The sequence below is a fragment of the Duganella sp. Leaf126 genome, from assembly GCF_001423125.1.
Taxonomy (GTDB): Bacteria; Pseudomonadota; Gammaproteobacteria; order Burkholderiales; family Burkholderiaceae_D; genus Rugamonas.
This window is the reverse complement of the sequence record NZ_LMNW01000035.1, coordinates 135,640-160,045: the sequence shown is the minus strand read 5'-3', so window position 1 is coordinate 160,045 and position 24,406 is coordinate 135,640. Positions and strand designations below refer to the sequence as shown.

At 64.1% G+C, this 24,406-nt stretch carries 22 protein-coding genes; 19 read left to right on the top strand and 3 right to left on the bottom strand.

Features of this window, described 5'->3' with window-relative positions; all coding sequences use genetic code 11:
• The first annotated feature begins 121 nt into the window (after positions 1-121).
• The 7 genes from ASF61_RS21030 to gltA all read left to right on the top strand — a co-directional run bounded on the left by ASF61_RS21030 (position 122) and on the right by gltA (position 6,290).
• Positions 122-949, top strand: a complete 828-nt coding sequence (locus ASF61_RS21030; protein ID WP_056160557.1) for a GntR family transcriptional regulator — start codon at positions 122-124, stop codon at positions 947-949.
• 313 nt (positions 950-1,262) lie between these two features.
• Positions 1,263-1,685: a succinate dehydrogenase, cytochrome b556 subunit gene (gene sdhC / locus ASF61_RS21025; RefSeq protein ID WP_056160555.1), complete on the top strand. Its 423-nt coding sequence runs from the start codon at positions 1,263-1,265 to the stop codon at positions 1,683-1,685.
• 1 nt (position 1,686) lies between these two features.
• Entirely contained in the window at positions 1,687-2,061 is a 375-nt protein-coding gene (gene sdhD, locus ASF61_RS21020; RefSeq protein ID WP_056160553.1) for a succinate dehydrogenase, hydrophobic membrane anchor protein, read from the top strand.
• Between the two features lie 2 nt (positions 2,062-2,063).
• Positions 2,064-3,842, top strand: coding sequence for a succinate dehydrogenase flavoprotein subunit (gene sdhA, locus ASF61_RS21015; RefSeq protein WP_056160550.1), 1,779 nt, complete (start codon positions 2,064-2,066; stop codon positions 3,840-3,842).
• Positions 3,843-3,851: 9 nt separating this feature from the next.
• On the top strand, positions 3,852-4,562 hold the full coding sequence (locus ASF61_RS21010; RefSeq protein WP_056160549.1) for a succinate dehydrogenase iron-sulfur subunit: 711 nt from the start codon (positions 3,852-3,854) through the stop codon (positions 4,560-4,562).
• 90 nt (positions 4,563-4,652) lie between these two features.
• Positions 4,653-4,934 carry a succinate dehydrogenase assembly factor 2 gene (locus tag ASF61_RS21005; protein ID WP_056160546.1) on the top strand — a complete coding sequence of 94 codons (282 nt, stop codon included), beginning with the start codon at positions 4,653-4,655 and terminating at the stop codon, positions 4,932-4,934.
• A gap of 54 nt (positions 4,935-4,988) precedes the next feature.
• A complete protein-coding gene (gene gltA / locus ASF61_RS21000) occupies positions 4,989-6,290 on the top strand; it encodes a citrate synthase (protein WP_056160544.1) in 1,302 nt (433 codons plus the stop codon).
• Between the two features lie 342 nt (positions 6,291-6,632).
• Here gltA and ASF61_RS20995 read toward each other — a convergent pair whose 3' ends face one another.
• The 3 genes from ASF61_RS20995 to ASF61_RS20985 form a co-directional block, all read right to left on the bottom strand.
• Positions 6,633-6,962, bottom strand: a complete 330-nt coding sequence (locus ASF61_RS20995; protein ID WP_056160542.1) for a PilZ domain-containing protein — start codon at positions 6,960-6,962, stop codon at positions 6,633-6,635.
• Positions 6,963-7,039: 77 nt separating this feature from the next.
• Positions 7,040-7,492: a hypothetical protein gene (locus tag ASF61_RS20990; protein ID WP_056160540.1), complete on the bottom strand. Its 453-nt coding sequence runs from the start codon at positions 7,490-7,492 to the stop codon at positions 7,040-7,042.
• A 243-nt stretch (positions 7,493-7,735) separates the two neighbouring features.
• Positions 7,736-9,079: a leucine-rich repeat-containing protein kinase family protein gene (locus ASF61_RS20985; RefSeq protein ID WP_056160539.1), complete on the bottom strand. Its 1,344-nt coding sequence runs from the start codon at positions 9,077-9,079 to the stop codon at positions 7,736-7,738.
• A 331-nt stretch (positions 9,080-9,410) separates the two neighbouring features.
• Between ASF61_RS20985 and ASF61_RS20980 the strand changes: the two genes are divergently transcribed.
• The 12 genes from ASF61_RS20980 (at position 9,411) to ASF61_RS20925 (ending at position 24,367) form a co-directional block, all read left to right on the top strand.
• On the top strand, positions 9,411-12,263 hold the full coding sequence (locus ASF61_RS20980) for a 2-oxoglutarate dehydrogenase E1 component (RefSeq protein WP_056160537.1): 2,853 nt from the start codon (positions 9,411-9,413) through the stop codon (positions 12,261-12,263).
• A gap of 79 nt (positions 12,264-12,342) precedes the next feature.
• The gene (gene odhB / locus ASF61_RS20975; RefSeq protein ID WP_056160535.1) at positions 12,343-13,599 is read left to right on the top strand and encodes a 2-oxoglutarate dehydrogenase complex dihydrolipoyllysine-residue succinyltransferase; all 1,257 of its coding nucleotides are present in this window, start codon (positions 12,343-12,345) and stop codon (positions 13,597-13,599) included.
• Positions 13,600-13,659: 60 nt separating this feature from the next.
• Positions 13,660-13,995, top strand: coding sequence for a PspC domain-containing protein (locus ASF61_RS20970; RefSeq protein ID WP_056160533.1), 336 nt, complete (start codon positions 13,660-13,662; stop codon positions 13,993-13,995).
• Complete coding sequence (lpdA, locus tag ASF61_RS20965; protein WP_056160532.1) at positions 13,988-15,418, top strand: dihydrolipoyl dehydrogenase; 1,431 nt, start codon at positions 13,988-13,990, stop codon at positions 15,416-15,418. The genes ASF61_RS20970 and lpdA overlap by 8 nt, the downstream gene beginning before the upstream one ends.
• Before the next feature lie 78 nt (positions 15,419-15,496).
• A complete protein-coding gene (gene zapE, locus ASF61_RS20960) occupies positions 15,497-16,594 on the top strand; it encodes a cell division protein ZapE (protein WP_056160529.1) in 1,098 nt (365 codons plus the stop codon).
• A 13-nt stretch (positions 16,595-16,607) separates the two neighbouring features.
• Positions 16,608-17,321, top strand: a complete 714-nt coding sequence (locus tag ASF61_RS20955) for a hypothetical protein (protein ID WP_056160528.1) — start codon at positions 16,608-16,610, stop codon at positions 17,319-17,321.
• Positions 17,322-17,423: 102 nt separating this feature from the next.
• Positions 17,424-17,624 carry a YdcH family protein gene (locus tag ASF61_RS20950; protein ID WP_008450659.1) on the top strand — a complete coding sequence of 67 codons (201 nt, stop codon included), beginning with the start codon at positions 17,424-17,426 and terminating at the stop codon, positions 17,622-17,624.
• Between the two features lie 198 nt (positions 17,625-17,822).
• Positions 17,823-19,829 (top strand): ATP-dependent DNA helicase, encoded by a 2,007-nt coding sequence (locus tag ASF61_RS20945; RefSeq protein ID WP_056160742.1) that lies wholly within the window; start codon positions 17,823-17,825, stop codon positions 19,827-19,829.
• 215 nt (positions 19,830-20,044) lie between these two features.
• On the top strand, positions 20,045-20,650 hold the full coding sequence (locus ASF61_RS20940) for a toll/interleukin-1 receptor domain-containing protein (protein ID WP_056160526.1): 606 nt from the start codon (positions 20,045-20,047) through the stop codon (positions 20,648-20,650).
• Between the two features lie 11 nt (positions 20,651-20,661).
• Positions 20,662-22,665, top strand: coding sequence for a KGGVGR-motif variant AAA ATPase (locus tag ASF61_RS20935; RefSeq protein ID WP_229205957.1), 2,004 nt, complete (start codon positions 20,662-20,664; stop codon positions 22,663-22,665).
• 104 nt (positions 22,666-22,769) lie between these two features.
• Positions 22,770-23,507, top strand: coding sequence for a 5'/3'-nucleotidase SurE (gene surE, locus ASF61_RS20930; protein ID WP_056160524.1), 738 nt, complete (start codon positions 22,770-22,772; stop codon positions 23,505-23,507).
• Positions 23,504-24,367, top strand: a complete 864-nt coding sequence (locus tag ASF61_RS20925; protein WP_056160522.1) for a protein-L-isoaspartate(D-aspartate) O-methyltransferase — start codon at positions 23,504-23,506, stop codon at positions 24,365-24,367. The genes surE and ASF61_RS20925 overlap by 4 nt, the downstream gene beginning before the upstream one ends.
• Positions 24,368-24,406: the final 39 nt, after the last annotated feature.

The window sequence follows — 24,406 nt, the reverse complement described above, 5'->3', positions numbered from 1 at the left end:
GGCCGTGAGTGTAGGCCGGTGTTTTTTATCTGTCAATTGTATCTTATGTCTTATATAAGACATAGAAGTGAGACAGTGTTTTGCTGGACGCCAAGGGGGTTTTGTGGTGAAATCGCGGTCTATGAATCCCGTCCCGCCCAATTCGAACAGCAATGCCACGGCCGCAGGCGCCGGGGGCGCGGCCGGTTCGTCCACCGCGGCGGCCGGAACAGGCGGGGCAAGCGCGGCGCCGTCGCCGACCTTTTCGCCGCTGTACCAGCAAATCAAGGCGCTGATCACGCAGAGCCTGCAGAGCGGCGAGTGGAAGCCGGGCGAACTGATCCCAAGCGAGGTCGAGTTGGCCAACCGTTTCAAGGTCAGCCAGGGCACGGTGCGCAAGGCCATCGACGAGCTGGCGGCCGAGAACCTGGTCATGCGCAAGCAGGGCAAGGGCACCTTCGTCTCCACCCACCACGAAGCGCGCGCGCACTTCCGCTTCCTGCGGCTGATGCCCGACGAGGGTGTGCCCCATTATCCCGAGAGTAAATTCATCGAGGTCAAGCGCCTGCGCGCGCCGGCCGACGTGGCGCGCCTGCTCGACCTGAAATCGGGCGACGCCGTGGTGTTCATCAAGCGCGTGCAGTCGTTCGACGGCGTGCCCACCATTGTCGAGGAGTTGTGGCTGCCCGGCGCCACCTTCAAGGGACTGACCGCCGAGCGGCTGGTCGAGTACAAGGGGCCGATGTACGGCCTGTTCGAGTCCGAATTCGGCACCCGCATGATCCGGGCCACCGAGAAGATCCGCGCCGTGTGCGCCGACGACGGTGCTGCCGCGCTGTTGCAGATCGCCGCCAACACCCCGCTGCTGGCTTCCGAGCGGGTGTCGTATACCTACGGCGACAAGCCGGTGGAACTGCGCCGCGGCCTGTATCTGACCGGGCAGCATCATTATCACAACGAATTGATTTAACAGGGGAGCGGCAGCGGGAGCGCTGCGGACCCGGGCATTGAACCGCCTTTGAACCGAACTCATGGAGTGGAGCAGGAGAGTCTCGCAGTGCACAAAAACTGGGAGAGGCGCACAATAGCGGAGTTGTCATACGGGCGTCGCATTGTTGTGCTGATAATACGTTGAGCTACGGAAAGTAGCCGTCGGGGTGTGTTGCAAAACACTATTTTGGTTGTATGTAACAATAGAGTTTGGTTGTAAGAGGGGAAATAGGCGAAAATCGTTGTTTCATCCGATTTCACCCAATTTTTGTCAAAGTTTAGGAGGTCTTGTTATGTCAGAAGCCGTACGGGTCGCGCCCAAAAAAGAACGGCCGGAGTTCCGTAATATCCACGTTACCGAACTCATGAATTACCGTCAGCCGCTCGCTGCCATCGTGTCGATCCTGCACCGCATCAGCGGTGTCCTGATCCTCGTGCTGCTGCCGTTCGTGCTTTATCTGCTGCAGGAAAGCCTGCGTTCCGAGATCTCGTTCGCCCACTACCAGGGCTTCGTCACCTATCCGCTGGTCAAGCTGATCATCCTGGCGCTGGTCTGGGCCATCCTGCACCACATGTTCGCTGGCGTGCGCCACCTGGTGATGGACCTGCACGTGGGCCTGGACAAGGATTCGGCCCGCAAATCGTCGGCTGCCGTGCTGGCGCTGAGCCTGACCCTGACCGTGCTGGTGGCACTGAAATTGTTTGGAGTATTCTGAGATGGCAAACAACGTCAACAAAAATATCGGCCCGAAACGCCTGGTCGTCGGCGCCCACTACGGCATGCGCGACTGGCTGGCGCAGCGCGTGACGGCCGTCGTCATGGTCGCCTACACCGCGACCCTCCTGATCACCTTCCTGACCGGCCAGAACTTCACCTACGAAGGCTGGGCCGGCATGTTCTCGCAACAGTGGTTCAAGCTGATTTCGGCTGTCACCCTGTTCGCCCTGTTCTACCACGCCTGGGTGGGCATGCGCGACGTGTGGATGGACTACGTTAAACCGGTCGGCCTGCGCCTGACCCTGCAAGCGGCCACCATCCTGTGGCTGATCGCATGTGCCGCCTGGTCGGTACAGATAATCTGGAGTGTGTAATCGTGGCAGCAATCAAATCTGCAATCCCTACCCGCCGCTTTGACGCGGTAATCGTTGGCGCCGGCGGTTCCGGCATGCGCGCATCGCTGCAGCTGGCTGAAGCCGGCCTGAACGTGGCAGTGCTGTCGAAGGTATTCCCGACCCGTTCCCACACCGTTGCGGCCCAGGGCGGCATCGGCGCGTCGCTCGGCAACATGGCCGAGGACAGCTGGTTCTGGCACATGTTCGACACCGTCAAGGGTGGCGACTACCTGGGCGACCAGGATGCGATCGAATTCATGTGCCGCGAAGCACCGAAGGTCGTGTACGAGCTCGAACACTTCGGCATGCCGTTCGACCGCAACCCCGACGGCACGATCTACCAGCGTCCGTTCGGCGGCCACACCGCCAACTTCGGCGAAAAAGCCGTGCAGCGCGCCTGCGCCGCTGCCGACCGTACCGGCCACGCGCTGCTGCACACGCTGTACCAGCGTAACGTGCGCGCCCGTACCCACTTCTTCGTCGAGTGGATGGCGCTCGACCTGGTGCGCGACGCCGAAGGCGACGTGGTCGGTGTCGTCGCGCTGGAAATGGAAACCGGCGACGTCATGATCCTCGAAGCCAAGACCACCATGTTCGCCACCGGCGGCGCCGGCCGCATCTTCGCTGCGTCCACCAACGCCTTCATCAACACCGGCGACGGCATGGGCATGGCGGCACGCGCCGGCCTGCCGCTGCAGGACATGGAGTTCTGGCAGTTCCACCCGACCGGCGTGGCCGGCGCCGGCGTCTTGATCACCGAAGGTGTGCGCGGCGAGGGCGGTATCCTGATCAACTCCGAAGGCGAGCGCTTCATGGAGCGCTATGCGCCGACCCTGAAGGATCTGGCGCCGCGCGACTTCGTCTCGCGTTCGATGGACCAGGAGATCAAGGAAGGCCGCGGCTGCGGTCCAAACAAGGACCACGTAATGCTGGACCTGCGCCACATCGGCAAGGACACCATCGAGAAGCGCCTGCCATCGATCCTGGAAATCGGCCACAAGTTCGCCAACGTCGATGCGACCAAGGAACCGATTCCTGTCGTGCCGACGATTCACTACCAGATGGGCGGCATCCCGACCAATATCCACGGTCAGGTGGTGGTGCCGGGCGCCGACGGCAGCCAGAAGATCGTCAACGGCCTGTACGCGATCGGCGAATGCGCCTGCGTCTCGGTGCACGGCGCCAACCGCCTGGGCACCAACTCGCTGCTCGACCTGGTGGTGTTCGGCCGCGCGGCCGGTAACCACGTGGTGGCCTCCAATCTCAAGCAGAAAGAGAACAAGCCGCTGCCGAAGGATGCGTCGGACTTCGCCATGGACCGCCTGAACAAGCTGGAAACCTCGACCGGCACCGAAAAAGTGCAGGGCGTGGCCAACGACATCCGCGCCACCATGCAGAAGTACTGCGGCGTGTTCCGTACCGACGAGATGCTCAACAAGGGCGTCGAAGAAATCATGAAGCTCGACGAACGCCGCAAGCACGTGTCGTTCAAGGACAAGTCGAAGGTGTTCAACACCGCGCGCGTCGAAGCGCTCGAGCTGGACAACCTGATTGAAACCGCGAAAGCGACCATCGTCTCGGCAGCAGCGCGCAAGGAATCGCGCGGCGCCCACGCCCAGGACGACTACCCGCACCGCGACGACGACAACTGGATGAAGCACACCCTCTGGTTCTCGGAAGGCAACCGCCTCGAATACAAGGCAGTCGTGACCAAGCCGCTGACGGTCGACACCTTCAAACCGAAACCACGCACTTTCTAAGGCTAGAACATGGCACGCACTATCAAACTGAAAATCTACCGCTACGATCCGGACCAGGATGCGAAGCCGTACATGCAGGACATCACCGTCGAGCTGAAAGACACCGACAAGATGCTGCTCGACGCCCTGCAGCGCATCAAGTCCGACGTCGACGATTCGCTGGCCCTGCGCCGCTCGTGCCGCGAAGGCGTGTGCGGTTCGGACGCGATGAACATCAACGGCAAGAACGGCCTGGCCTGCACCACCAACCTGAACGAGCTGACCGAGCCTATCGTGCTGCGTCCGCTGCCAGGCCTGCCGGTGATCCGCGACCTGATCGTCGACATGACCCAGTTCTTCAAGCAGTACGACTCGGTCAAGCCATACCTGATCAACGACTCGATCCGTCCTGAAAAGGAACGCCTGCAGTCGCCGACCGAACGCGAAGAGCTCGATGGCCTGTACGAATGCATCCTGTGCGCGTGCTGCTCGACCTCGTGCCCGTCGTTCTGGTGGAACCCGGACAAGTTCGTCGGTCCGGCCGGTCTGCTGCAAGCCTACCGCTTCATCGCCGACTCGCGCGACGAAGCCACCGGCGAGCGCCTCGACAACCTGGAAGACCCGTACCGCCTGTTCCGCTGCCACTCGATCATGAACTGCGTGGACGTGTGCCCGAAAGGCCTGAACCCGAACAAGGCGATCGGGAAAATCAAGGAATTGATGGTACGCCGCGCGATCTGACGCGCAGTGGCGGGCGGCGGCGACGCCGCCCGTTTCGTTTAGAAGCAGCGCTCCAGCACGATCGGCGCGCGCAGTGTAAAGTAGTGACCCATGACTGAACCGAAACACTCAGCACATCAGTCGGACCCAGCCAACAGAGCGCGCCTGCGTTGGCGCTCGCGCCGGGGTCTTCTGGAAAACGACATCATCCTCACCCGTTTTCTCGATGCGCATGAAACCGAATTGACCGACGGGGAAGTGGACGCGTTCACGCGGCTCCTCGACCTGTCGGACAATGACCTGATGGATCTGGTATTGGCGCGCAAGGAGCCCGCTGGCGAACTCGATCTGCCGCACGTGCATGCACTGCTGCAGCGCCTGCGCCAGGCCTGAGCTGCGCTCACCAGAACTTTTTTCGTACCATCTCCCTAAAAGAAGGAAGCGTCCATGAACACCTCTGATAACAAAGCCACCCTGTCGTTCTCCGACGGCAGCCCGTCCGTCGATTTCCCGATCTACAAGGGTACCATCGGTCCCGACGTGATCGACATCCGCAAGCTGTACGCCGGCACCGGCAAGTTCACCTACGATCCGGGCTTCATGTCCACCGCAGCGTGCAATTCGTCGATCACCTACATCGACGGCGACAAGGGCGAACTGCTGTACCGTGGCTATCCGATCGAACAGCTGGCCGTCAACGCCGACTTCATGGAATCGTGCTACCTGCTGCTCAACGGCGAACTGCCTAACAACGTGCAGAAGCAGGAATTCGTTGACACCGTCACCAAGCACACGATGGTGCACGAGCAGATGCAATTCTTCTTCCGCGGCTTCCGCCGCGACGCCCACCCGATGTCGGTGCTGGTCGGTACCGTCGGCGCGCTGGCCTCGTTTTACCACGACTCGCTCGACATCAACGACGCCAAGCAGCGTGAAATCTCGGCCATCCGCCTGATCGCCAAGATGCCGACCCTGGTCGCCATGGCCTACAAATATTCGATGGGCCAACCGTTCATGTATCCGCGCAACGACCTGTCGTACAGCGCCAACTTCATGCGCATGATGTTCGGCAATCCATGCGAAGAGTACAAGGTCAACGACGTGCTGGTGCGCGCGCTGGACCGCATCCTGATCCTGCACGCCGACCACGAACAGAATGCTTCGACCTCGACCGTCCGTCTGGCCGGTTCGTCGGGCGCCAACCCGTTCGCCTGTATCGCTGCCGGTATCGCCTGCCTGTGGGGCCCTGCCCACGGCGGCGCCAACGAAGCAGCGCTGAACATGCTCAAGGAAATCGGTTCGGTCGAAAACATCCCGGCCTTCATCGAGCAGGTCAAGGACAAGAACTCGGGCGTCAAGCTGATGGGCTTCGGTCACCGCGTGTACAAGAACTTCGACCCGCGCGCCAAGCTGATGCGTGAAACCTGCTACGAAGTGCTGGAAGAGCTGGGCCTGCAGGACGACCCGCTGTTCAAGCTGGCGATGGAACTGGAAAAGATTGCACTGAACGACGAATACTTCGTCTCGCGCAAGCTGTACCCGAACGTCGACTTCTACTCGGGCATCGTGCAGTCGGCGCTGGGCATTCCGGTGTCGCTGTTTACCGGTATCTTCGCCATGGCCCGCACCATCGGCTGGATCGCCCAGTGGAACGAAATGATCGCCGATCCGGAACAGAAAATCGGCCGTCCACGTCAGCTGTTCGTCGGCTCGACCGTCCGCGACGTCAAGCCGCTGGACCAGCGTTAATCGGGATTTATCCGGATACAAAAAAACGGGCTGCGGCCCGTTTTTTTCGTCCCGGCTGCGGGATAAGTTTCGATCGGGTCGCTAGTGATCCGGACACGAGTCCAACCAATTATTGCGGGGTTCGTATCCCAATGTTGGATCTGACCGTAATGCCGTTACGTTAAGCGGAAAATATTGATTTTGTTAGCATAAAAACGTCGTCCCCGCGTAGGCGGGGACCCAATTTGGCTAACATGTCGACGCATCTGGCGGAACTTGGGTACCCGCCTTCGCGGGTACGACGGAGATGAAGGCCTCAACTTAACGGTTTTCAGGGATCTGACCCGACGTTAAACTTCGACCTCAAGCTTCCTGCAGGAGCTGGTTGATGACGTCCACGCTGCCGGTGTCGATGCGCAGGAACTGGACGCCGGTCTTGTAGCCGAGGTCGGCGTCGGGGTCGCTGTAGACGACCTGGCCCATGGCCAGCACCTTGTGCTGGTCGTCGCCCAGCTGCACCTTGAACGAGACGGCGCAGTACTGGGCCAGGCGCATCTGGCTGGCGGTCTGCAGGCTGATGCCGCCGTGGGACAGGTCCAGCGTGTGGGCCGGGTGCGCGCTCTGGTCCGTCATGGTCAGCGTGGCAGGATGGCGGACTTCGCGGCGGCGCGCGGCACGGGGTTTCTGGGACATGGCGCTTTAGCAAGGAAGTGGCAGTATGGAAAGCCTAACAGAGCCATGGCAAGACTGCCAATAGTGTTTCACTCCGGTCACAAATTGTCTTCCGGGTCCAACACTTCATCGTCGCCATCCGGGTGTGGCGGTGTGCGGCGGTCGGGGCGCATCACCAGTATCCACCAGCCCAGCACGCCAAGCGTCATCTGCGGCAGGTTGAACAGGAATTTGGCAAGCGTGGCGTCGCGCCGCTGCGGCCACAGCGCATCCGCGGTGTCGGCCATGATATTGGTGTGGTAAAAGCAGGCAGCGAGCAGCAGCAGCGCGGCGATCGCCCACAGCAGCATCACATGGGTGACGCGGTGGCGCAGCAGTGCCGCAATCGGGTACACCAGCACGCAGGCGAAGCAGTAGGCGAACAGGTTGGCGCCGAGGTTGGCCAGATCGAAATGCGGCAATACCACCGGCACGGCGCAGATGGCAACGCCGAGCATGACGGCAATGACGGGGTGGGGCAGGGCAGGCCAGGAGTCGAGGCGGACGGTCATCGGTGCGGCGGGAAGTCGGACGGAACGCCATTGTAGCGGCACAGGGGCAGCGAGCATACCGGCACAGCGGCAGGTCGGCCGAGCATTGCCGTTGCGGCAGGGCGTCAGCCTGCATCGCCGCATTCGACGCCATGTCCGGCAACCTGCAACCTGCAACCTGCAACCTGCAGCGTACCGCAATGGGGCCTGACAATGTATGGCGCCGTCCGCTTGTACGCAGACCGTTGGTCGCGCAGTCGCTTGTCAGCGCGGGCGGTCGATCGCGTCCTGTCTCAGCGCGTGCAGGCGGGTAACAACGGTGCCGAACAGCGGCCGCGCGGTCACGTCCGGCGCGACGCAGGCGGCCTGCAGCGCCGCGAGTCCGGCGCGCAGTGCGGCAGGCGGTGCAGATAACGCCAGCAACTCCTCGAGCAGCAGGCCGAAAGCGCGTACTTCCAGCCGTTGCAGCGGGGCGGAAAGCGGGGCGGCCGGGTCGTAGAACGCGGCCGCGCCGAAGTCGCTCAGCACGCAGCGGCCGGCAGCGTCGTGCAGGATGTTGTGGGCGTACAAATCGCCGTGCACGATGCCGCGCTGGTGCAACTGCGCGGCTGCCGCTGCCACACCGTGGGCGATGGCCAGCATGGCCGGCCAGTCGAGGCGCTTGCCATCGTCGTAGACATCGCGCGTGCAGCTGGCGAAACTCGGCGGGCCGGCCAGGTTGACGAAACCGGGATCGAGCAGCGCCATGACCAGTCCGTGCGCCTGCTCGGGGTGACCGGTCACCCGCCCCAGTACCGGGATCAGGTTCGGATGCCGGCCGGCCGCCACGCAGGCCGCCATCTCGTTCAGGGGCGAGCCGTCGCTGGTCATGTCGCTCTTGTAGAGCTTGACCGCGACCGGCGTGCTGCCCTTGTCCTGGCCCGCGCTGTGGCGCCAGTCGGCGCGGAAAATCATGCCCGAGGCGCCTTCGCCCAGCTGTTCGTGCAGCGTCAACTGCTGCCAGCCGATGGCGGCGGCGGGAGCGGCGCGCATCGCCTGCGCGCGGCCGGCGCCCCACGGATTGCCGGCACAGGCCAGCCAGGCCAGGCGCGGCAAGGTGGGCAGCCAGTCCGGCAGCGCCTCGAAGGCGTTGGCCGACAGGCGCAGCAGTTCCAGCTGGTGCAGCTCGGCCATCGTGTCCGGCAGGGCGCGCAGGCGGTTGCCGGCCAACATCAGCTTTTGCAGGGCGGGGCGGCGGCCCAGCGCATCGGGCAGGTGGGCGATCTGGTTATCGGTCAGCACCAGCCAGCGCAAGGCGGGCGGCAGTGCCGTGGCGGGCACCGACGTGATCCGATTGGCCCGGAAGCCGACCATGGTCAGCGCCGGCATGCGGCCCAGCATGGCAGGCAGTTCCGTAAACCGGTTATTCGAACAGAACAGGATGCGCAGCTTGTGCAGGCGCGGCAGGTCGTCGGGCAGGGCGCAGAGGGCGTTGCCGGTGAGGTCGAGAATTTCCAGCGTGTCGGCCAGATCGAAGATCTCGCGCGGAAAGTCGGTAAGGCCGCCGCGCAGCTGCAGGCGCGTGGCGCCCTGCAAAGCGCCGGCGCGCAACTGCTCAAGTGTCTGCATGGAAATTAAAAGGACAAAATCGGCAGTCTAGCACCAACGCCGTTAAAAATAAGAAAACATTCGCTGTCGAGCAGCCAGGTGTGCGGCTTAAGTGAAAATTAACCTTGCTAAATTTCGCGAGAAATACATGACAAACGCGGTGACGGGTGGTTGTTACGCTACAATACCGGTGCTATGCTAAGTAGCTGTTTTTGGATACCGAACAACTGTAAGCGTTTTTAAGCCCTTCCCCACAACTTGATGTGCAATCCGCTAACCGGTCAGGCCGTGTCGCGGAAGGTTAGACCAACCCGCTAATTCCTCGCGAAACGCGAAGAAAGGTGAGCAACAAATGCAACAATCATCGTCCAATTCCTACCTGTTTGGTGGGAACGCGCCGTACGTTGAAGAACTGTACGAAGCGTACCTGAACAACCCTGGCTCCGTACCGGACAACTGGCGCGCCTACTTCGACGCCATGCAGCACGTGCCGGCCGTCGATGGTTCCAACAAGCCCGACGTCGCCCACGCTTCCGTGATCGCCTCGTTTGCCGAGCGCGCCAAGTCCGGCCCGATCCGCACCGTGGTCGCCTCCGCCGATGTCGAAATGGGCCGCAAGCGCGTCGCTGCCACCCAGCTGATCGCTGCTTACCGCTACCTCGGCTCGCGCTGGGCCAACCTGGACCCGCTGCAGCGCCAGGAGCGTCCATCGATCAATGAACTGGAGCCGAGCTTCTACGGCTTCACCGATGCGGACATGGACACCGTGTTCAACATCAGCAACACCTATTTTGGCCCGGAAACGGCGACCCTGCGCGACCTGCTGAACTACCTGCGCGACACCTACACCCGCTCGATCGGCGCAGAGTACATGTACATCTCCGATCCGGCCGAAAAGCGCTGGCTGCAGGAACGCCTGGAATCGATCCGTTCCACCCCGAATTTCAGTGCAGAAAAGAAAAAGCACATCCTCGAACGCCTGACCGCTGCCGAAGGCCTGGAGCGCTATCTGCACACCAAATACGTCGGCCAGAAGCGTTTCTCGCTCGAAGGCGGCGAAACCTTCATCGCATCGATCGATGAAATCATCCAGCGCGCCGGCGAAAAAGGCGTGCAGGAAATCGTCATCGGCATGGCCCACCGTGGCCGCCTGAACGTGCTGGTCAACACCCTGGGCAAGGCGCCGAAAGACCTGTTCGAAGAATTCGAAGGCAAGCACGCCGAAGACCTGCCAGCCGGCGACGTCAAATACCACCAGGGCTTCTCGTCCGACATCTCCACCGCAGGCGGCCCGGTCCACCTGTCGCTGGCGTTCAACCCGTCGCACCTGGAAATCGTCAACCCGGTCGTCGAAGGTTCGGTCAAGGCCCGCATGGACCGCCGCGGCGATCACCTGGGCAAGCAGGTATTGCCGATCCTGGTGCACGGCGACGCCGCATTCGCCGGCCAGGGCGTGGTTATGGAAACGCTGAATCTGGCGCAAACCCGTGGTTACGGCACCGGCGGCACCGTGCACATCGTGATCAACAACCAGATCGGTTTCACCACCTCCGATCCGCGCGACGCCCGTTCCACCATCTACTGCTCGGACGTGGTCAAGATGATCGAAGCGCCGGTGCTGCACGTGAACGCCGACGATCCTGAAGCCGTGGTGCTGGCCTCGCAGATCGCGATGGACTACCGCCTGCAGTTCCAGAAAGACATCGTCGTCGACATCATCTGCTACCGCAAGCTCGGCCACAACGAACAGGACACGCCCGCGCTGACCCAGCCGCTGATGTACAAGAAAATCGGCCAGCATCCGGGCACCCGCAAGCTGTACGCGGACAAGCTGGTCGCGCAGACCGTGATCCCGGCCGATGGCGGCGAACAGATGCAGGCTGCGTTCCGCGACGCGATGGACGCCGGCAAGCACACGGTCGATCCGGTCATCTCGAACTTCAAGAACAAGTTCGCGGTCGACTGGCTGCCGTTCCTGAACAAGAAATGGACCGACTCGGCCGACACCGCCGTGCCGATGACCGAACTCAAACGTCTGGCCTCCCGCATCACCACCGTGCCGGAAGGCTTCAAGGTCCACTCGCTGGTGGAAAAAGTGCTGGGCGACCGCAGCACCATGGGCCGCGGCGAAATGAACCTGGACTGGGGCATGGGCGAACACCTGGCGTTTGCCTCGCTGGTCGCCTCCGGCTACGCCGTGCGCCTGACCGGCCAGGACGCCGGTCGCGGCACCTTCGTGCACCGTCACGCCGTGCTGCACGACCAGAACCGCGAGCGCTGGGATTCGGGCACCTACGTGCCGCTGCAAAACATCGCCGAAGGCCAGGCGCCGTTCACCGTGATCGACTCGGTGCTGTCGGAAGAGGCAGTGCTGGGCTTCGAATACGGCTACTCGACCGCGGAACCGAACACGCTGACGATCTGGGAAGCCCAGTTCGGCGACTTCGTCAACGGCGCGCAAGTGGTGATCGACCAGTTCATCAGCTCCGGCGAAGTGAAGTGGGGCCGCGCCTCGGGCCTGGTCATGATGCTGCCGCACGGTTACGAAGGCCAGGGTCCCGAGCATTCGTCGGCCCGTCCCGAGCGTTTCCTGCAGCTGTGCGCGGACAACAACATGCAAGTGGTACAGCCGACCACGGCATCGCAGATCTTCCACGTGCTGCGTCGCCAGATGGTGCGCCAGTTCCGCAAGCCGCTGGTCATCCTGACGCCGAAATCGCTGCTGCGTAACAAGGACGCCGGCTCGCCGCTGACCGAACTGGCCAAGGGCGCATTCCAGACCGTGATCGGCGAAGTCGATCAGGCCATCGAAGCGGACAAAGTGAAACGCGTGATCGCCTGCTCGGGCAAGGTGTACTACGACCTGATCAACGCACGCAAGACGCGCGGCCAGACCGATACCGCCATCATCCGTGTCGAACAGCTGTATCCGTTCCCGCACAAGGCTTTCGCTGCCGAACTGAAAAAGTTCCCGAAACTGGCCGAAGTGGTATGGGCACAGGACGAGCCGCAGAATCAGGGCCCATGGTTCCAGATTCAGCACAACATCTTCGAGAGCATGGACGCCGGCCAGCGCCTGGCCTACGCCGGTCGTCCGGCATCGGCCTCGCCGGCTGTCGGCTACTACGACAAGCACTACGCCCAGCAGAAAGACTTGCTGGAGACGGCGTTCTCGAAGCTCAAGGGCTTCATCCTGACCAAGTAATTCACTTTACCGACGGACCGCCTCCGCGCACGGGATCGCCCTGCGGTGGCGCCGCAATAACAACTACACGGAGTTTTTCATGGCACAAATCGAAGTTAAAGTACCCCAACTGTCGGAATCGGTCGCAGAAGCCACCATGCTGACCTGGCATAAAAAAGTCGGCGACGCCGTTGCGCGCGACGAAAACCTGATCGACATCGAAACCGACAAGGTCGTGCTGGAACTGCCGGCGCCTGCCGCCGGCGTGCTGGTCAAGATCATCAAGAACGACGGCGCCACCGTGGTGGCCGACGAAGTCATCGCCGTCATCGACACCGACGGCGCTGCTGCTGCGGCCGCCCCTGCCGCCTCGACCGCCGCCGCGCCGGCACCTGCCCCTGCACCAGCAGCAGCTGCGCCGGCCGCTACCGGCGGCAGCAAGGGCGATGTCGCGATGCCGGCCGCTGCAAAAATCCTGTCGGAAAAAGGTCTGAGCGCTGGCGACGTCGCCGGTTCGGGCAAGGACGGCCGCGTGACCAAGGGCGACGCCCTGGCCGCTGCCGCACCAGGTGCCACCCCGGCCATCGCGCCGCTGGCAGCACCTGCTGCCAAGGCATCGCTGCCGCAAGTGTCGGCCTCGCCGGCCAGCCTGGGCGACCGTCCTGAAGAGCGCGTGCCGATGAGCCGCCTGCGCGCCCGTATCGCCGAGCGCCTGCTGCAGTCGCAATCGACCAACGCCATCCTGACCACGTTCAACGAAGTGAACATGGCGCCGGTGATGGACCTGCGCGCCAAGTACAAGGACAAGTTCGAGAAAGAGCACGGCGTCAAGCTGGGCTTCATGTCGTTCTTCGTCAAGGCCGCCGTCGCCGCCCTGAAAAAATACCCGATCCTCAACGCTTCGGTCGATGGCAACGACATCGTCTACCACGGCTACTTCGACATCGGTATCGCCGTCGGTTCGCCACGCGGCCTGGTGGTGCCGATCCTGCGCAACGCCGACCAGATGTCGATCGCCGAGATCGAAAAGAAAATCGGTGAATTCGGCGCCAAGGCCAAGGAAGGCAAGCTGACCCTGGACGACCTGACCGGCGGTACCTTCTCGATCTCGAACGGCGGCACCTTCGGTTCCATGCTGTCGACCCCGATCATCAACCCGCCGCAGTCGGCCATCCTGGGCGTGCACGCGACCAGAGACCGTGCCGTGGTCGAAAACGGCCAGATCGTGATCCGTCCGATGAACTACCTGGCCATGTCCTACGACCACCGCATCATCGACGGCCGCGAAGCCGTGCTGGGTCTGGTTGCCATGAAGGATGCGCTGGAAGATCCGGCCCGCCTGCTGCTGGACCTGTAATTCGGTCATTCGCCAGTCTCACCCCGGCATCGGTATGCCGGGGTCACTCCAAGGGAAACCATGAGCATCGCGGAAGAAATCCAGCGCCTGCACGAGCTGCACCTGGCCGGCGCCCTCACAGCGGACGAGTTCGCTGAAGCCAAGATGCGACTGCTGAGCCAGGAAGCGCACCGACCGCGCGAAGACCACGTCGGCCGCTTCCGCCGCGCGCGCAACGACCGCTGGCTCGGCGGCGTGTGCGGCGGCCTGGCCCGCATCTCCGGCATCGAGTCGTGGATCTGGCGCGTGCTGCTGGTGCTGCTGGTGCTGACCTTCGGCTTCGGCCTGGCGATATACATAGTGTTGTGGATCTTCGTTCCAGAAGAAGAAACTGATTGGACATATAAAAATGAGTAAACAATTTGACGTAGTAGTCATCGGCGCCGGTCCTGGCGGTTATATCGCCGCCATCCGCGCCGCCCAGCTGGGCTTTTCGGTCGCTTGCGTCGATGCCTGGGAAAATGAAAAGGGCGGCCCCGCACCGGGCGGCACCTGCACCAACGTCGGTTGCATCCCGTCGAAAGCGCTGCTGCAATCGTCGGAGCACTTCGAGCACGCCGGTCACGCGTTCAAGGAACACGGCATCGACGTTGCCGGCCTGTCGCTGAACCTGGGCCAGATGCTCAAGCGCAAAGATGGCGTGGTCAAGCAGAACAACGACGGCATCCTGTACCTGTTCAAGAAAAACAAGGTGACCTTCTTCCACGGCCGCGCGGCATTCGCTGGCGCTGCCGGCGCCGACGGCTACCCGCTGACCATCACCGGTCCGGCCGCTGACAGCATCACCGGCAAGCAGGTCATCATCGCTACCGGTTCCAACGCGCGCGCGCTGCCGGGCGCCGAGTTCGACGAGCAACTGATCCTGTCGAACACCGGTGCGCTGGCCATCGAGGGCGTGCCGGCCAAGCTGGGCGTGATCGGCGCCGGCGTGATCGGCCTGGAAATGGGTTCCGTGTGGCGCCGCCTGGGCGCCGACGTGACCGTGCTCGAAGGCTTGCCGGTGTTCCTCGGCGCCGTGGACGAGCAGATCGCCAAGGAAGCCAACAAGCTGTTTACCAAGCAGGGCCTGAAGATCAACCTCGGCTGCAAGATCGGCACCATCACCAAGGGCGACAACAGCGTTACCGTGGCCTACGAAAACGCCAACGGCGAAGCCATTACCGCCGAGTTCGACAAGCTGATCGTCTCGATCGGCCGCACCCCGAACACCAACGGCCTGGGCGCCGACCAGGTGGGCCTGGCGCTCGACGAGCGCGGCTTCATCGCTGTCGACGACGACTGCAAGACCAACCTGCCGGGCGTGTGGGCAGTCGGTGACGTGGTGCGCGGTCCGATGCTGGCGCACAAGGCCGAGGAAGAAGGCGTGGCCGTGGCCGAGCGTATCGCCGGCCAGCACGGTCACACCAACTTCAACACGATTCCATGGGTGATCTACACCTCGCCGGAAATCGCCTGGGTCGGCCGCACCGAGCAGCAGCTCAAAGCCGACGGCGTCGCCTACAAGGCCGGCACCTTCCCGTTCCTGGCCAACGGCCGCGCACGTGCGCTGGGCGATACCTCGGGCATGGTCAAGTTCCTGGCGGACGCAACCACCGACGAAATCCTGGGCGTGCACATCATCGGCCCGATGGCGTCCGAGCTGATTTCGGAAGCCGTGGTGGCGATGGAGTTCAAGGCCTCGGCCGAAGACATCGCCCGCATCTGCCACGCGCACCCGTCGCTGTCGGAAGCGACCAAGGAAGCAGCGCTGGCGATCGACAAGCGTACGCTCAACTTCTAAGCAATCGCAGCAAGTGAAGCGTGGGCGGACTGCGGTCCGCCCATTTTTTTGTGCTGCCGTCACACAAACAGATACCCCATGAACGTCGAAGAGTTTTACCAGAAGGCGCTGCAAGAGCGCGATTTCAAGGCGGATGCCGCCCAGCGCCGCGCCGTGGACCGGCTCCAGCAATGCTATGACGACTGGGTCCGCTACAAGGCCCAGCGCTCGAGCACCTTCAAGCGCCTGATCAACCGGCCGCAGGTGCCGAAAGGCGTCTACATGTGGGGCGGGGTGGGGCGCGGCAAATCCTTCCTGATGGACAGTTTTTACTCGGTCGTGCCCGTGGTGCGCAAGACCCGCCTGCACTTCCACGAATTCATGCGCGGCGTCCATCGCCAGCTGGACGAACTCAAGGGCGTGGCCGATCCGCTCGACGAAGTCGCCAAGCGCGTGGCCAGGAAATACCGGCTGATCTGCTTCGACGAATTCCACATCTCGGACGTGGCGGACGCCATGATCATGTACAACCTGTTGAAGGCCCTGTTCGACAACGGCGTGTCGTTCATCATGACGTCCAACTACGATCCGCAACTGCTGTATCCGGACGGCCTGCACCGTGACCGCATCCTGCCCACCATCGACCTGCTGTACGAAAAGCTCGACGTGATGAATATCGACGCCGGCATCGATTACCGCAGCCGCGCGCTGGAACAGGTGCAGTCGTACTATACGCCGCTCGGCGCTGCTGCCGACAAGGCGCTGCGCGACGCCTATGCGCGCCTGGCAGAATCGGCCGACGACGATCCGGTGGTGCGCATCGAGGCGCGCGAGATCCGCGCGCTGCGCCGCACCGGTTCGCTGATCTGGTTCGATTTTCATACGCTGTGCGGCGGTCCGCGCTCGCAAAACGATTACCTGGAAATCGCCAGCCGCTTCCACACCGTGATATTGTCGGAAATTCCACGCATGTCGGCGTCGATGTCGTCCGAGGCGCGCCGCTTCACGTGGCTGATCGACGTGTTCTACGACCAGGGCGTAAAATTGCTGATGTCGGCCGAGGTCGAGCCGGAAGAGTTGTACACGACCGGCACGCTGGCCAACGAATTCCACCGCACCGTCTCGCGCATCGTGGAAATGCAATCGCAGCACTATATGGACCGCGAACAGCGCACCGCAGCCAGCGCGCTGGCGTAGCAACAGGAAGCCTATGAAACTGACACTGAAATCGATGATGGTTGCCGCGCTGTGCCTGGTGACGATGGCGGCCCGGGCCGCCTCCAGGGACCCGGAACCGGTCGTCACGCCGACCCAGTCGGTGGAGCAGGCCGACGCCACCCTGGCGCGCGTGACCCGCGACCGCGCCACCGTTGCCAGCACCTTCGCAGCCGAAGAAGCGGTCTGCTACGACAAGTTTTTCACCACCAATTGCCTGGACCAGGCCAAGGAAAAGCGGCGCCTGGCGCTGGCCCAGTTGCGCGCCGAGGAAGTCGAAGCCGAGCACTTCAAGCGTGCCGCATCGGTTGCCAAGCGCGACGCCGACCTGGCCGAGCGCGCGCGCAAGGATGGCGAGGAATTCGCGCGCCGTGAAGCGAAGCAGGCGGCGCGCAGCAAGCCGGTGCGCAGCGAGGAGGAACTGGCGCAGCCGGCGCCGCCCAAGGGCGGCAAAAGCCTGGCCGAACGCCAGGCCGCGCACGCCGAGCGCCTGCGCCGCGACGCGGCCAGGACCGCGTCCGCAGCCGACCAGCGCGCCGCCAACGTGGCCGCCTACGAGAAGAAGCAGGCCGATGCCGCGCGCCGCCAGCAGCAGGTTGCCGAGCGCCTGGAAAAGCGCCGCGCCAAGGCCGCTGCGCGCGCTGCCGACGAGCAGAAGAAAGCGGCAGCGGCGGCCGCTGCCGCATCGGCAGCCGCCGCCAAAAACTAGCGCTGCACGGTTTGCCGACAAGCATAAGGTTGTTGGCAGGCGCGCCGTGGATTACACTACGCACCGTGCCGTATTCCGTGAACCTTCCCGCGACTGAGAAACATGACTGATGTACAAGATATCCAGCGTCGTCTGATCGAACTCGACGTCGAACACCGCGACCTGGACGCCGTGATCGACATGCTGACGCTGGATGGTCACCACGACCAGCTGCAATTGCGCCGCCTGAAAAAACGCAAGCTGCAGCTGAAAGACCATATTACTTTGCTGAAAATGCAACTGGTGCCCGATGTTCCGGCCTGAGCCGGCTGACCTCTCGCGCCCCGATTTCGCGTTTTCCCCCCGCGCCCAACGAAGCCCATTTTGACCGAAGCCCTGCCTACGCCCGCTGGCGCGCCCGCGCCGGCCAGCCGTCCCATCCTCAAGCGTCCGGTCGAAGCCGATGCCGGAACGCCGGGCGCGCTCGCGCCGCAGGCGCCTGCGACGCCCGGCGTCCCTGCCGTGATCGGCGCCACGCCCGAGCAGGCGCCCGGCGTCCACGATGCCGAAGTCGAACAGCTGTTCGGCGCCGGCGGCCCGCTGGGGCCGGCGGTGGGCGACTTCCGGCCGCGCCGGTCGCAGACCGAGATGGCCAAGGCGGTGGCGGACGCCATCGCCAACCAGACCACATTGATTGCCGAGGCCGGCACCGGCACCGGTAAAACCTTCGCTTACCTGGTCCCGGCCCTGCTGTGGGGCGGCAAGACCATTGTTTCCACCGGCACCAAGAACCTGCAGGACCAGCTGTTCCTGCGCGATATCCCGAACGTGCGCGCCGCGCTCAAGGCGCCGGTATCGATCGCGCTGCTCAAGGGCCGGTCGAACTACGTGTGCCACTACCACCTGGAGCGCACGCTGCAAAACGGCCGCATGACCTCGCGCGACGACGTCGGCCACCTGCGTGAAATCTCGCGCTTCCTCAAGATGACCAGCTCCGGCGACAAGGCCGAACTGGTCAAGGTGCCCGAGAATGCGCTGGTCTGGAACCTGGTCACGTCCACCCGCGAAAACTGCATGGGCCAGGAGTGCCAGTATTACCAGGACTGCTTCGTGATGAAGGCGCGCAAGGAAGCCCAGCAGGCGGACGTGGTGGTGGTCAACCACCACCTGTTCTTTGCCGACGTGGCACTGAAGGATTCCGGCGTGGCCGAGCTGCTGCCGTCGGCCAACACCATCATCTTCGACGAAGCCCACCAGTTGCCGGATACGGCCACGCTGTTCTTCGGCGATACCTTCTCGACCTCGCAGGTGCTGGAACTGTGCCGCGACGTGCTGGCCGAGGGCCTGTCCAACGCCCGCGACGGCGCCGACTGGGGCAAGACCGTGACGGTCGTGGAAAAGGCGGCGCGCGACCTGCGCCTGACCTTCCCGCAGGATATCGTGCGCCTGTCGCTGCCGCAGATCGCGCCGTCGAGCGAGTTCTTCCCGGCGCTGCAGCACCTGAAGGATGAACTGGACGGCATGCTGGCCGTGCTGGAAACCCAGGCCATGCGCGCAGAAACGCTGGAACAGTGCCGCCAGCGCGGCCTCGAGATCGCCGAAAAGCTGGCGGCGTGGAAGTTCGACCCGAAAGCCAAGGTGAACAAGGGCGAAGAAGCCGTGTACTGGGTGGAAGCGTATGCGTCGTCGCTGCAGCTGCACAAGACGCCGCTGTCGATCGCGCCGATCTTCGCCGGCCAGCGCGAGGGCGCGCCGCGCAGCTGGATCTTCACGTCGGCCACGCTGGCCGTCAAAAACGACTTCAGCCATTTCTCGGAGCAGATGGGGCTGACCAACGAGCCGTCGCGCACCTGGCCCAGCCCGTTCAACTACGCAGAGCAGGGCATTCTGTATGTACCGCAAGGGCTGCCCGACCCCAACGCGATGGGCTACACCGACGCCGTGCTGGACCTGGCGCTGCCGGTGATCGAAGCGGCAGGCGGCAAGACCTTCCTGCTGTGCACCACCTTGCGCGCCGTGAAACGCGCGGCCGAGCGCTTGCGCGACGAGTTCGAAAAGCGCGGGCTGCCGTTCCCGCTGTTCGTCCAGGGCGACCGTGGCCGCACCGAGCTGCTCGACCAGTTCCGCAAGGCCGGCAACGGCGTGCTGATCGGCAGCCAGAGTTTCTGGGAAGGCGTGGACGTGCGCGGCGACGCCTTGTCGCTGGTGATCATCGACAAGCTGCCATTCGCGCCGCCCGACGACCCGGTGCTGGCCGCCCGCATCGAAGTGATGGAAAAGCAGGGCAAGAACGGCTTCATGCACCACACGCTGCCCGAGGCGATCATCAACCTCAAGCAGGGCGCCGGCCGCCTGATCCGCGATGTCGAAGACAAGGGCGTGCTGATGCTGTGCGATCCGCGCGTGATCTCCAAGCCGTACGGCCGTCGCATCTGGCAGAGCCTGCCATCGTTCAAGCGCACGCGCGAGGCGGCCGATGTGCTGGCGTTTTTCAACCAGCTGAACCAGGCGCCCGACCCGGACCAGTAACTACCCCACCCGCACGGCGCCGTCCGGCGCCTGCACTCTCCGCGATGTCCGCTGTCCGTTCCAACCCGCATTTTCTCGCAAAAATCAAGCTCAATCCTGGCGTGTAGATGCCATATTTGGGCGCAATTCCGTTTGTCCGCGCGCAAAGCTGCTGGCGGCCGGATGGCTAGAGTTGGTTGATGCTGCTGCCTTGTGGAGCAGGAACGGAGGATGTCATGACGATCCGCCACGGTTGTTTTTTCAGTTATGCCCACGGCAAACACGCGCACATGAAAAAGTTCAAGGACGACCTGGTCGAGGCCCTGAAGTGCTACCTCGAACCGCACTTCGACAACGAGGAAGAGCTGTTCGTCGACAGCGAACAACTGGGCGGCGGCGACGATCTCGACGGCCGGATTGCGCGCGCGCTGTGCGAGAGCGTGTGCATGATCGTCATCTACTCGCCCAAGTACGAGGCCCATCCCTACACCCGGCGCGAGTTCGCGGCCATGCAGCTGATCGAGGCCGAGCGGCGCCAGTGGTACGACCTGCCCAGCCACCTGATCATCCCGGTGATCATGACCCGCCATCCGCTCAACCTGCCGCCCCAGATCGGCGGGCCTGGCATGTACGTCGATTTTTCCAGCTATACCCTGGCCAGCGGCGACCTGAAAAACAATCCCGACTACCTGCCGCACATCGCCCGCATCGTCGACCGCGTCGCCGCGCATTATCACAAGGTCAAGCACAGCATTCCGCCGGGGCATGATTGCGGTCGATTCGTCATGCCGGACATCCCATCGGAATGGCGCGCCATTCCGCCGCCACATTTCCCTCGATAAAAGGGCTTGCCATGGAAAACGTTTCTTTGTCCCTCACACCGCTCAGCGACAGCGGCGAAGTGGTCACTTTTTATTCGTACAAGGGGGGCACGGGGCGCACCATGGCCCTGTCCAACCTGGCCGTGCTGCTGGCGCGCCAGCACAACTCCACGTCGCCGGTACTGATGATCGACTGGGACATGGAAGCGCCCGGGCTGCACCATTATTTCGAGCTGCACGAGGAGCGGCCCGGCGTGCTCGAACTGTTCGAGGCCTGCCGCGACCAGCTGGCGCAGCGGCGCCGCCCGGCCGCGCGCGACACGGTCGCCGACGGCGCCGCGGACGAGAGCGCAGCGCCCGACGACGAAGCGCTGGCCCGGGAAGTGCTGGCGGCGGTCGGCTGGCAGCAGTATGTGAGCCGGGTGGACCAGAGCAGCCAGCTGTACCTGATGCGCGCCGGACGGTTCGACCAGGGCTACGGCGAACGGCTGGCGGCCATGCACTGGGACCAGCTGTTCGACAGCTGCCCGGCGCTGTTCCGCTGTTTTGCCGACCTCATGGCCCGTCATTTCCGCTATGTGCTGGTCGATTCGCGCACGGGCCGCACCGACAGCGCCGGCATCTGCACCACGCTGTTGCCGCGCAAGCTCGTGGTGGTCTTCACGCCCAACCGCCAGAGCCTGGAAGGGGTGGAAGCGCTGGTCACGCGCGCGGCCGCCTATCGCAGCAGCCACGAAGACGAGCAGCGTCCGCTGCTGGTCTATCCGCTGCCCTCGCGCATCGAAATGGGCGACAGCACCCAGCGCGCGCAGTGGCGGCGCGGCGCTCCCGAACAGCACATCATCGGCTACCAGCCCATCTTCGAGCGCCTGATGCGCGACTGTTACGGCTTGCCGCACGTGTCGCTGGACTCGTACTTCGACGAAGTGCAGCTGCAGCAGACGCGCACCTTCGCCTACGGCGAGCAACTGGCCGTGCGCATGGACCAGGGCGGCGACCGCTTCTCGCTGACCCGGACCTTCGAAGCGTTTCTCGACTGGCTGGGCCCCGGCTACTTCCCCTGGCAGTCCTCGCGTGAAATCCATCTGCTGTCGTCCATCGCCGACACCCGCCACGCGCTCGAGCAGGGCGATGGCGAGGCCGGCATCGGCAGCCGGGCGCTGTCGCAGCCGCTGGCGCGCGACCTCAACCTGCTCGGCGAGTTGTACCTGCAGGAGGGCCGGCTGCGCCAGGCCACCGCCTGTTTCGAGGAAAGCCTGGCGCTGCGCCAGCGCGCCATGGGCGACGAGCACCTCGACACCGTCGCCAGCAAGGGCAACCTGGCCGGCGCGCTGCGCTTGCAGGGCCAGCTCGACGAAGCCCAGTTTCTCGAAGAAAGCGTGATTGCCGCGCGCGAGCGGCTGCTGGGGCCGGAACACCTCGATACGCTGGCGGCGCGTAGCAGCCTGGCCGCCACGCTGGCCCAGCAGCATCGCACCGCCGAAGCGCTCAACGTCCAGGACAGCGTGCTCGACGCCTACCTGCGCCAGCTCGGCGCCGAACATCTGCTGACGCTGGCCTGCCAGGCCGCGCGCGCCGAGCTGCTGTTCCAGCGCGGCGATATCGAGCATGCGCGCCAGGCGCAGGAACAGGTGCTGGCCTCGCGCAAGCGCACGCTGGGCGCCGAACACGCCGACACGCTGCGCAGCAAGACCGCGCTGGCGCGCACGCTGGTGGTGGCACGCGACCTCGATGGTGCACGCCGCCTGCTCGACGAAGTGGCGCGGGCGCAAGCGGGCCGGCTGGGCGCCGAGCACCCGGAAACCCGGCGCACCCAGGCCTTGCTCGAGGGCGTGGCGCAGCAGGCGGCAGCGCTGCCCGGCACCGGCGCGCCGGAAGTGCACCAGGACGCCACCATGGACGATTACGGCGACGCCCTGGCGCGCCCGTCCCACCTGCATGCCCGGGCGCCGCACCGCACGCTGGCGGCCGATGCCGCGTGGCCGCCGTCGCCCGTGCCGGAGGGGCGCGGTTATGCCGCGCACAAGGCGGGCTAGCCGCGCCTGCAGCGCGCATCGGCCGCAGCCGGCAGGCAAAATTTTGTTGCTTGCTCATCTGCAAGTTGCGCAGCACTCGCATTGCTTCAGGTAAAATCTACGCCATGAGAATCCTGATCAGCAATGACGACGGCTACCTGGCGCCCGGGATCAACGCCCTGGCCAAGGCCCTGGCGCCGGTGGCCGACATCGTGGTCGTGGCGCCCGACAGCAACCGCTCCGGGGCGTCCAACTCCCTGTCGCTGGACCGGCCGCTGTCGGTGCAGCGCGCCGACAATGGTTTTTATTTCATCAACGGCACACCGACCGACTGCGTCCACATCGCCCTGACCGGCATCCTCGATTACCGCCCCGACCTGGTGGTGTCCGGCATCAACAACGGTCCCAACATGGGCGACGACACGCTGTATTCCGGCACCGTGGCGGCCGCCACCGAAGGGTATTTGTTTGGCATCCCGGCCATGGCGTTTTCGCAGGGGGCGTGGGGCTGGGAGCATATCGACGATGCGGCGCTGCATGCGCGCGACATCGTGATGCGCCATGCCGAAACGCTGCCGCAGCCGTACCTGCTGAACGTGAATATTCCCAACCTGCCTTATGGCCAGCTCGGCCAGGTTGCGGCGACCCGGCTCGGCCGTCGTCACCAGGCCGAACCGGTGATACGTTCGCAGGATCCGCGCGGCCGCGAAATCTTCTGGATCGGCCCGCCCGGGGCGTGCAAGGACGCGGGCGAGGGCACCGATTTTTACGCGGTTACCCAAGGCAAGACGTCGATCACGCCGCTGCAGGTCGACCTGACCCATAAAACGCAACTCGCCGCACTCGAAAAAGGCCTGGCATGAGCGACAAACCCCGCAGCTTTCCGTTGCCGCTATCGTCCGTGGTCGACAAGGGCGCCAGGAAGGCGCCGGTGTTTGCCCCCGTCGCGACGCCGCAGACGGCCACCCAGAATGCCGCCCGCCACGTGCCGCTGCCCGGTCAGCAGCGCGCTGCCGCCGTGGCCACGCCGTCGAAGTCGCACGCCTACGCCCAGGAGCGGGCGCAGCCGGTTGCCAGCCGCGACCGGCCGCTGGTGTCCGACGCGATCCGCCACGCCATGGTGCAGCGGGTGGCCAGGCAGGGCGTGACCGACCAGGTGGTGCTGAACGCGCTGGCCACCGTGCCGCGCCACCAGTTCATGGACCCGGGCCTGGTGTCGCAGGCGTATATCGACGCCTCGCTGCCGATCGGCCACCAGCAGACCATCTCCCAGCCCTACATCGTGGCGCGCATGATCGAGGTGCTGCGCCATGGCGGAGCACTGAGGCGCGTGCTCGAGATCGGCACCGGCTGCGGCTACCAGGCCGCGGTGCTGGCGTGCGTGGCGCAGGAGGTGTTTTCGGTCGAGCGCATCAAGTCCCTGCACGAATTGGCCAAGCACAACCTGCGGCCGCTGCGCGTGCCGAATCTGCGCTTGCATTACGGAGATGGTATGCTTGGGCTCCCGCAGGCGGCGCCCTTCGATGGCATCATCCTCGCTGCGGCCGGTTTGCAGGTGCCGCAGCCCTTGCTCGACCAGCTCAGCGTCGGCGGCCGGCTGGTCGCGCCGGTGGGCGACAGGACGCAGCAGCTGGTGCTGATCACACGCACCGGTAAAGCGGAGTGGACCAGCGAGACGCTGGAAGACTGCCATTTTGTGCCGCTGCGCGCCGGCACCGCCTGACGGGAGCTTCGAAGATGCTTCCAGGTTCCGGGCGTCGAT

Coding starts and splice junctions, on each gene's coding strand:
- ASF61_RS21030 (WP_056160557.1), top strand. CDS start 122: ATGAATCCCGTCCCGCCCAATTCGAACAGCAATGCCACGGCCGCAGGC.
- sdhC (WP_056160555.1), top strand. CDS start 1,263: ATGTCAGAAGCCGTACGGGTCGCGCCCAAAAAAGAACGGCCGGAGTTC.
- sdhD (WP_056160553.1), top strand. CDS start 1,687: ATGGCAAACAACGTCAACAAAAATATCGGCCCGAAACGCCTGGTCGTC.
- ASF61_RS21010 (WP_056160549.1), top strand. CDS start 3,852: ATGGCACGCACTATCAAACTGAAAATCTACCGCTACGATCCGGACCAG.
- ASF61_RS21005 (WP_056160546.1), top strand. CDS start 4,653: ATGACTGAACCGAAACACTCAGCACATCAGTCGGACCCAGCCAACAGA.
- gltA (WP_056160544.1), top strand. CDS start 4,989: ATGAACACCTCTGATAACAAAGCCACCCTGTCGTTCTCCGACGGCAGC.
- ASF61_RS20995 (WP_056160542.1), bottom strand. CDS start 6,962: ATGTCCCAGAAACCCCGTGCCGCGCGCCGCCGCGAAGTCCGCCATCCT.
- ASF61_RS20990 (WP_056160540.1), bottom strand. CDS start 7,492: ATGACCGTCCGCCTCGACTCCTGGCCTGCCCTGCCCCACCCCGTCATT.
- ASF61_RS20985 (WP_056160539.1), bottom strand. CDS start 9,079: ATGCAGACACTTGAGCAGTTGCGCGCCGGCGCTTTGCAGGGCGCCACG.
- ASF61_RS20980 (WP_056160537.1), top strand. CDS start 9,411: ATGCAACAATCATCGTCCAATTCCTACCTGTTTGGTGGGAACGCGCCG.
- odhB (WP_056160535.1), top strand. CDS start 12,343: ATGGCACAAATCGAAGTTAAAGTACCCCAACTGTCGGAATCGGTCGCA.
- ASF61_RS20970 (WP_056160533.1), top strand. CDS start 13,660: ATGAGCATCGCGGAAGAAATCCAGCGCCTGCACGAGCTGCACCTGGCC.
- lpdA (WP_056160532.1), top strand. CDS start 13,988: ATGAGTAAACAATTTGACGTAGTAGTCATCGGCGCCGGTCCTGGCGGT.
- zapE (WP_056160529.1), top strand. CDS start 15,497: ATGAACGTCGAAGAGTTTTACCAGAAGGCGCTGCAAGAGCGCGATTTC.
- ASF61_RS20955 (WP_056160528.1), top strand. CDS start 16,608: ATGAAACTGACACTGAAATCGATGATGGTTGCCGCGCTGTGCCTGGTG.
- ASF61_RS20950 (WP_008450659.1), top strand. CDS start 17,424: ATGACTGATGTACAAGATATCCAGCGTCGTCTGATCGAACTCGACGTC.
- ASF61_RS20940 (WP_056160526.1), top strand. CDS start 20,045: ATGACGATCCGCCACGGTTGTTTTTTCAGTTATGCCCACGGCAAACAC.
- ASF61_RS20935 (WP_229205957.1), top strand. CDS start 20,662: ATGGAAAACGTTTCTTTGTCCCTCACACCGCTCAGCGACAGCGGCGAA.
- surE (WP_056160524.1), top strand. CDS start 22,770: ATGAGAATCCTGATCAGCAATGACGACGGCTACCTGGCGCCCGGGATC.
- ASF61_RS20925 (WP_056160522.1), top strand. CDS start 23,504: ATGAGCGACAAACCCCGCAGCTTTCCGTTGCCGCTATCGTCCGTGGTC.